This window comes from Oerskovia douganii (assembly GCF_015142735.1).
Classification (GTDB): Bacteria; Actinomycetota; Actinomycetes; order Actinomycetales; family Cellulomonadaceae; genus Oerskovia; species Oerskovia douganii.
Genome location: NZ_JACSPN010000052.1, coordinates 1 through 2,146, shown reverse-complemented (window position 1 = coordinate 2,146; position 2,146 = coordinate 1). Strand labels below are relative to the sequence as shown.

At 72.8% G+C, this 2,146-nt stretch carries 2 protein-coding genes; both read left to right on the top strand.

Annotated elements, in window-relative coordinates:
• The first annotated feature begins 239 nt into the window (after positions 1-239).
• Positions 240-407 carry a DUF3117 domain-containing protein gene (locus H9623_RS19075; RefSeq protein ID WP_064506638.1) on the top strand — a complete coding sequence of 56 codons (168 nt, stop codon included), beginning with the start codon at positions 240-242 and terminating at the stop codon, positions 405-407.
• Between the two features lie 6 nt (positions 408-413).
• Entirely contained in the window at positions 414-2,042 is a 1,629-nt protein-coding gene (locus H9623_RS19070; protein WP_227748932.1) for a leucyl aminopeptidase family protein, read from the top strand.
• The last annotated feature ends 104 nt before the right edge of the window (positions 2,043-2,146 follow it).

Genomic DNA, 2,146 nt, shown 5'->3' with positions numbered 1-2,146 from the left:
CGACATCTCCACTAAGCCCGGAGGTCCTCCCTTCGACAACCGGAACTGGCACCAACCTCACGGCCGGGTACACCTAGCGCCTCCGTCGGCACGATCTGCGCATTTGCGGCCACGGCGTGTCGTATCGGTGAACTAGAATGGTACCTGGACGTCCTCTGGACGGTCGGCGCGGGAACGCGCCACCGCCCTGCCGGGACGTCGACCACAGCAGTACTGGACTACGGAATGGAGAGCCCACAATGGCTGCGATGAAGCCGCGTACGGGGGATGGCCCGCTCGAGGTCACCAAGGAAGGTCGCGGCATCGTCATGCGCGTCCCGCTCGAGGGTGGCGGTCGACTCGTGGTGGAGCTCAACGCGACCGAGGCCAGCGAGCTGGGCGAGGCTCTCCAAGCCGTCGTGGGCTGAGACACCTTGACCGCGCGCGCAGCCCAGGCAGCACAGCCAGTCCCCGACCTCCCGCCCGTGGGCGGCACTCCCCGACACCTCCCCGAGGTCGTCGAGGCACCGGGCACGGTCCTGGACTGTCCGTTCCTCACCGACGACGCGGTCGCCGCACTCGTGGTGGCCGTCGCTCCTCCCCTCGAGGAGGAGGACGGCCTCCAGCCGCGTGCAGGCACCGTGGACGCCACCGCCCGCTACGGGATCGACCTGGCCGAGCTGGCGGACCGCAGCGGAGGCACGGCCTTCCGCGGCGCGGCAGGCCAGGTCGCCACGGTCGACCTCCCTCGCACCCACGCGGGTTCGACGCACCACCTGCCGTGGGCCGGGCTGCCGTCCACGATCGTGCTGCTCGGGATCGGGGCGGGGACCGATCAGGACCTGCGTCGCGCCGGCGCGGCGCTGTCGGGTGCCACGCGTGGCCTCGAGCGGGTCGTGAGCGCGGTCACCGCGGACGCGTCCGCGACGGGCGTCCAGGCGTTCGTCGAGGGCTACCTCCTCGGTGCCTACCGCACCCCGCGCTTCGGGCGTCCTGCACCGGACCGCGGGGAGACGGCCGGCGCGTCCGACGCCCCGGCCGAGCAGCTCGTGCTCCTCGGCGAGAGCCGCGAGGCGCAGCTCCGGGCCGCGCACGTCGGGGCCACGGCGACCTGGCTCGTCCGTGACCTCGCGAACACGCCCTCCAACATCAAGGACCCCGCGTGGGTCGCCGAGCAGGCGACGACGCTGGCCGGGGCCGCCGGTCTGGCCGTCGAGGTCCTCGGTCCCAAGGAGCTCGAGGCCCAGGGGTTCGGCGCCCTCCTGGCCGTGGGCGCCGCGTCGGCCAGCCCGCCCCGCCTCGTGACGGTCACGTACGAGCCGGAGGAGGCCGGGCGGCACGTCGTCGTCGTCGGCAAGGGCATCACCTACGACACGGGCGGGCTCTCCATCAAGCCCCGTGAGGCCATGGTCCCCATGAAGACGGACATGGCGGGAGCCGCGGTGGCCCTGGCCGCCGTCCTCGCGGCGGCGGAGTCGGGCGTGCGGCACAAGGTCACGGCCGTCCTCCCCCTCGCGGAGAACCACTTCGGCGCAGACTCCTACCGGCCGGGCGACGTCCTGCACACCTACTCCGGCACGTCGGTCGAGATCGCGAACACGGACGCCGAGGGGCGCCTGGTGCTCGCGGACGCCCTCGGGTACGCGGTCGACCGCCTCGCACCGGACCTGCTGGTCGACGTCGCGACCCTGACGGGCGCGGCAAGCATCGGCCTCGGACGTGGCCACGCGGCGCTGTACGCCACGGACCCCGGTCTCGTGAGCGGCTTCGAGGCCGCGGCTGCCGTGACAGGGGAGCGGGTCTGGCACATGCCGCTCGTCGAGGACTACGGGAGCGCCCTGAGGTCCGAGGTCGCGGACCTGCGTCACGTCCCGCTCGAGGCGCGCGGCGGCGGCTCGATCACGGCAGCACTGTTCCTGCGCGAGTTCACGGGTGGGCTGCCGTGGGTCCACCTGGACATCGCGGGACCGGCGCGCGCCACGGCGTCACGGCACGAGGTCACCGAGGGGGCGACGGGCTACGGTGCCCGCCTCCTGCTGCAGTTCCTGCGCGACCTGGACTGAGGCCGACACGAGAGGGCCCCTCACCGAACGGCGGATTCTCGTGGTCCTCGCAACACCTGGTGACCTATGTGGTCGTCAGTAGATCACGCAGGCGCTCGGCTGGT

Bases quoted from the DNA above. Each gene is read 5' to 3' on its own strand.
- H9623_RS19075 (WP_064506638.1), top strand. From the start codon at position 240: ATGGCTGCGATGAAGCCGCGTACGGGGGATGGCCCGCTCGAGGTCACC.